Source organism: Caenispirillum bisanense, from assembly GCF_039523075.1.
Taxonomy (GTDB): Bacteria; Pseudomonadota; Alphaproteobacteria; order Rhodospirillales; family Rhodospirillaceae; genus Caenispirillum; species Caenispirillum bisanense.
In genome coordinates this window covers 1-4289 of sequence record NZ_BAAAEP010000107.1, presented here as the reverse complement: position 1 = coordinate 4289, position 4289 = coordinate 1, and the positions used below count along the sequence as shown (strand labels likewise).

Below are 4289 nucleotides of genomic sequence, written 5' to 3'. Positions count from 1 at the left end.
CAGCGGCGCCCGCAGGCGCGGCAGCAGCAGGGGGGCGGCGACGAAGGCATAGCGGGCGAGCCCCGCCGCCAGCACCCAGCCGCCGGCCCGCTCCATGCGCCATGCCAGCACCGCCAGCACCAGCATGAAGGCGGCGTCCAGTTCCATGTCGAAGCGCGCCCCGAAGGCCGACGCCAGCCGCTGCCGCCGCGCCACCCAGCCGTCGACGCCATCCAGCACCAGCGCCGCCGCCGCCAGTGCCGCCAGCGTCCACGCCACCGCCGGCGCGGTCAGTTCGGCCGCCGGCAGGGCGACGGCGGCGGCCGCCAGCACCGCCGTCGCCGCCAGCCGCACCAGGGTCACCGCGTTGGCGGCACCGAAGCGGTCGCCCGGCAGCCGGGCCGGCAGCGCCAGCCAGATCAGCGGCAGGGCAAGGCCATAGAGCGCCGCCGCCGCCAGCGGAAACCGCCACGGCAGCCCCAGCGCCGCCCAGGGCGCCGCCGCCAGGGCCGCCAGCACCAGGCCGCCGCCGCCCAGGGTGACGAGGGTATCGCGCCGCAGGGGCGTCATCGTCCGCGCTCCTTTTGCCCGCACCGCGCGTATATGCGCGAGCACCGTTCCACAATCCGTCTACGCGCAAGGAGCCCATGCCGATCAACGCCACCGCCTTCTGGACCACCGCCCCCGGCCAGGGCGAGCTGCGGCCGGAGCCGCTGCCGCCAGCGCCGGGGGAGGGGGAGGCGCTGGTGCGGACCCTGTTCACCGCCATCAGTCGCGGCACCGAGGCCACCGTCTTCCACGGCCGCGTTCCGGCCAGCCAGCAAACCGCCATGCGGGCGCCGTTCCAGGCCGGCGAGTTTCCCTTTCCGGTGAAGTACGGCTATTGCGCCGTCGGGGTGGTGGAGGCGGGGCCGGCGGACCTGCTCGGGCGGGCCGGGTTCTGCCTGCATCCGCACCAGGACCGCTTCGTCGTGCCGGCGGCGGCGCTGGTGCCGCTGCCGCCTTCGCTGCCGCCGGAGCGGGCGGTGCTCGCCGCCAACATGGAAACCGCCGTCAACGCCCTGTGGGATGCGCCGCCGTGCGTGGGCGACCGGGTGGTGGTGCTTGGCGCCGGCGTGGTCGGATGCCTGGTCGCCCGGCTGGCGGCGCAGGTGCCGGGGGTGCGGGTGACGCTGGCCGATCCCGCGCCCGGCCGCCGGGCCGTGGCGGAGCGCCTCGGCCTGTCCTTCTGCCCGCCGCAGGAGGCGCCGGGCGACGCCGATCTGGTGGTGGAAGCCTCGGGCAATCCGGCCGCCCTGGAAACCGCCCTGGCGCTGGCGGGGACGGAGGCAACGGTGCTGTGCCTGTCGTGGTACGGCGATGCGGCGGTGACGCTGCCCCTTGGTGAAGCGTTCCACAGCCGCCGACTGAGGTTGCTGTCGTCGCAGGTGGGGGCGGTGGCGCCGGCCCGCCGGCCTCGCCGCAGCCATGCCGACCGGCTGGCGACGGCGCTCCACCTGCTGGCGGCCGACCCGGCGCTCGATGCCCTGATCTCCGGCGAGGATGCCTTCGCCGACCTGCCGCGGGTGATGCCGCGCCTGCTCGCCCCGGAGGCGGCCGGCAGCGTGCTGTGCCACCGCATCCGTTATCCGCACTCCTGAAGGAGCCGTGCCGTTCATGTTTACCGTCTGCGTCCGCGACCACGTGATGATCGCCCACAGCTTCCGCGGCGAGGTGTTCGGCCCCGCCCAGCGGCTGCACGGCGCCACCTATGTGGTCGATGCCGAGTTCCGCCGCCGCCAGCTGGATGCCGACGGCGTGGTGGTGGACATCGGCGCCGCCCATGCGCTGCTGAAGGACGTGCTGGGCGACCTCAACTTCCGCAACCTGGACGAGGAGGAGGCCTTCGCCGGCCGCAACACCACCACCGAATTCCTCGCCTACGCCATCTGGACCCGGCTTGCCGACCATGTGCGCTCCGGCGCCCTGGGGGCGGGCGGCGACGGGCTGTGCGGCCTCAAGGTGACGCTGCACGAAAGCCACGTCGCCTGGGCCTCGTTTGAGGCGGACCTGCCGCGATGATCCACCTGCTGCTGCCCGGCCCGCTCGACCAACTGACCGGCGGCACGGTCTACGACCGCCGCATGGTGGAGGGGCTGCGGGCGCTGGGGCGGGCGGTGACGGTGCATGAACTGGCGGAGGCCTTTCCCTATCCCTCCGCCCGCGACCTGGCGGCGGCGGAGGCGGTGCTGACGGCGCTGCCGGCCGGGGCGGTGGCGGTGGTCGACGGGCTGGCGTTCGGCGTGCTGCCGCAGGCGGCGGCACGGGCGGCGGCGGGCGGGGTGCGGCTGGTCGCCCTGGTGCATCATCCGCTGGCGCTGGAAAGCGGCCTCGACGCCGCCATCGCCGCCGCCTTCCGCGAGGCGGAGCGGGCGGCGCTGGCGGCGGCGCGGCGGGTGATCGCCACCAGCCCGACCACCGGCGCCGTGCTGGCCCGCGACTACGGCGTGGCGGCGGAGGATATCCGCGTCGTCATCCCCGGCACCGATCCGGCGCCGGAAGCCCGGGGCGGCGGGGCGGCTCACCTGGGGCCGGGGGCGGTGGCGCTGCTGGCGGTGGGGGCGCTGGTGCCGCGCAAGGGCCATGCGGTGCTGGTGGAGGCGCTGCGTCCGCTGGCCGGTCGCCCCTGGCACCTGACCATCGCCGGGCCGGAGCGCGACCCTGCAACGGGCTACCACCTCCGTTCGTTGATCGCCGCGGCCGGACTGGCGGACCGCATCACGCTGGCGGGCGCCGTTGCCGACGATGCCCTGGCGGCGCTCTACGATGCCGCCGACCTGTTCGTGCTGGCGTCCTATTACGAGGGGTATGGCATGGTGTTCAGCGAAGCCGTGGCGCGCGGTCTTCCCATCGTCTCCACCACCGGCGGTGCCATTGCCGCCACGGTGCCGGCCGGCGGCGGCGTGCTGGTGCCGCCGGGCGATGCGGCGGCGCTGGGGGCGGCCCTTGCCGGCCTGATGGACGATCCGGCCCGCCGCCACGCACTGCGCCAGCGGGCGCTGGCGGCGCGGCTGCGTCTGCCGGGCTGGCCGGCGCAGTCCGCCGCCTTCGCCGCCGCGCTGAACGAGCTGTCATGATCGCCGCCGCCCTCGACGCCGCCCCCGCCCCCGGCCCCGATGCCTCGCTGTTCACCGCCGACTGGCTGACCCTGCGCGAACCGCTCGACCGATCTGCCCGCGCCGTCGCCCTGGTTCACCGGCTGGCCGACCTGCTGCCGCGCGACCGCGGCCTGTCGGTGGTCGACCTCGGCTGCGGCACCGGCGCCAACCTGCGCACCCTGGCGCCGTGCCTGCCGGTGCCGCAGACGTGGCGCTGCATCGACCGCGACCCGCTGCTGCTGCGCGAGCTGCCCAACCGCACCCGCCCGTGGGCGGAGGCGGCCGGGCTGGTGCAGCGGTGGGAGGACGGCGACGAGACCATTCTCAGCCTGGATGCGCCGGAAGGCTTCCGCTACCGCGTCGAGCTGGAACTGCGCGACCTGGCGGCGACGGTGGACGACCTGGATTTCTCCGGCGTCGACGTGGTCACCTGCTCGGCGCTGGTCGATCTGGTGTCGGCCGAATGGCTGGCGGTGGTGGCGCAGCGGGCGGTGCAGGCCGGTGCAATGGTGCTGGCGGCGCTGACGGTGACCGGCGAGGTCGCCTTCCTGCCGGAAGATCCGCTCGATGCCGAGGTGCAGGCCCTGGTCCGCCGTCACCAGACGGGCGACAAGGGCTTCGGCCCGGCGCTCGGGCCGGCGGCGCCGCAGGCCATGGCCGATGTCTTCCAGGCCCTCGGCTATCAGGTCGCCACCCAGCCGAGCGACTGGGACGCCGGGCCGGAAACGGTGCGGCTGCAGCGGGCGGTGATTGAGGATCATGCCCGCGCCGCCGCCGCCATGGCCGCCGCCGCCCGCCAGGACGCGGTGGCGGCCTGGCGCGAGGCGCGGCTGCTGGCGGCGGAACGGGGCAGGGGGCGGCTGCGGATCGGTCACCTCGACCTGCTCGCCCACCCCTGAGGCGCGGCGTCAGGGCAGTGTGGCGGAAGCCGGCGCCGGGGCGGAGGCTGCCGCCGGCGTTGCGGCCGGCAGCGGGCAGTCGAACAGCATGTCGGCGCCCATGGGCAGCCAGCGGCCGCCCAGACGCGCCGCCTCGCTCACCGTCGCCATCGCCGGCAGGGTGATGGCCGGCACGCCGGACCCGATCAGCAGCGGCGCGATGCACACCTGCAGGCGGTCCAGCAGCCCGGCGGCGAAGAAGGCCGAGACGGTGCGGCGCGCGCCTTCCGCGCAC

6 protein-coding genes are annotated in these 4289 nt (G+C 75.7%); 4 read left to right on the top strand and 2 right to left on the bottom strand.

Annotated features, from left to right (window positions below; all coding sequences use genetic code 11):
* The coding region (locus ABD056_RS22525) for a CDP-alcohol phosphatidyltransferase family protein (RefSeq protein WP_343870512.1) at nt 1–549 on the bottom strand (549 nt) is incomplete at its 3' end.
* A gap of 77 nt (nt 550–626) precedes the next feature.
* Here ABD056_RS22525 and ABD056_RS22520 point away from each other — a divergent pair.
* The 4 genes from ABD056_RS22520 to ABD056_RS22505 are packed head-to-tail and all read left to right on the top strand — an operon-like array spanning nt 627 to nt 4015.
* The gene (locus ABD056_RS22520) at nt 627–1619 is read left to right on the top strand and encodes a zinc-dependent alcohol dehydrogenase (protein ID WP_343870510.1); all 993 of its coding nucleotides are present in this window, start codon (nt 627–629) and stop codon (nt 1617–1619) included.
* Nucleotides 1620–1635: 16 nt separating this feature from the next.
* The gene (locus tag ABD056_RS22515) at nt 1636–2040 is read left to right on the top strand and encodes a 6-pyruvoyl trahydropterin synthase family protein (protein WP_343870514.1); all 405 of its coding nucleotides are present in this window, start codon (nt 1636–1638) and stop codon (nt 2038–2040) included.
* Complete coding sequence (locus ABD056_RS22510; protein WP_343870508.1) at nt 2037–3095, top strand: glycosyltransferase family 4 protein; 1059 nt, start codon at nt 2037–2039, stop codon at nt 3093–3095. Before ABD056_RS22515 ends, ABD056_RS22510 begins: the two co-directional genes overlap by 4 nt.
* The gene (locus ABD056_RS22505) at nt 3092–4015 is read left to right on the top strand and encodes a class I SAM-dependent methyltransferase (RefSeq protein ID WP_343870506.1); all 924 of its coding nucleotides are present in this window, start codon (nt 3092–3094) and stop codon (nt 4013–4015) included. The genes ABD056_RS22510 and ABD056_RS22505 overlap by 4 nt, the downstream gene beginning before the upstream one ends.
* Before the next feature lie 9 nt (nt 4016–4024).
* Here the strand turns inward: ABD056_RS22505 and ABD056_RS22500 are convergent.
* Nucleotides 4025–4289, bottom strand: a 265-nt coding sequence (locus tag ABD056_RS22500; protein ID WP_343870504.1) for a dihydrofolate reductase family protein, incomplete at its 5' end; no start/stop codon positions are given.

What these genes read in the sequence shown, in the direction of transcription:
- ABD056_RS22515 (WP_343870514.1), top strand. Translation starts at nt 1,636, where the DNA reads ATGTTTACCGTCTGCGTCCGCGACCACGTGATGATCGCCCACAGCTTC.
- ABD056_RS22505 (WP_343870506.1), top strand. Translation starts at nt 3,092, where the DNA reads ATGATCGCCGCCGCCCTCGACGCCGCCCCCGCCCCCGGCCCCGATGCC.
- ABD056_RS22520 (WP_343870510.1), top strand. Translation starts at nt 627, where the DNA reads ATGCCGATCAACGCCACCGCCTTCTGGACCACCGCCCCCGGCCAGGGC.
- ABD056_RS22510 (WP_343870508.1), top strand. Translation starts at nt 2,037, where the DNA reads ATGATCCACCTGCTGCTGCCCGGCCCGCTCGACCAACTGACCGGCGGC.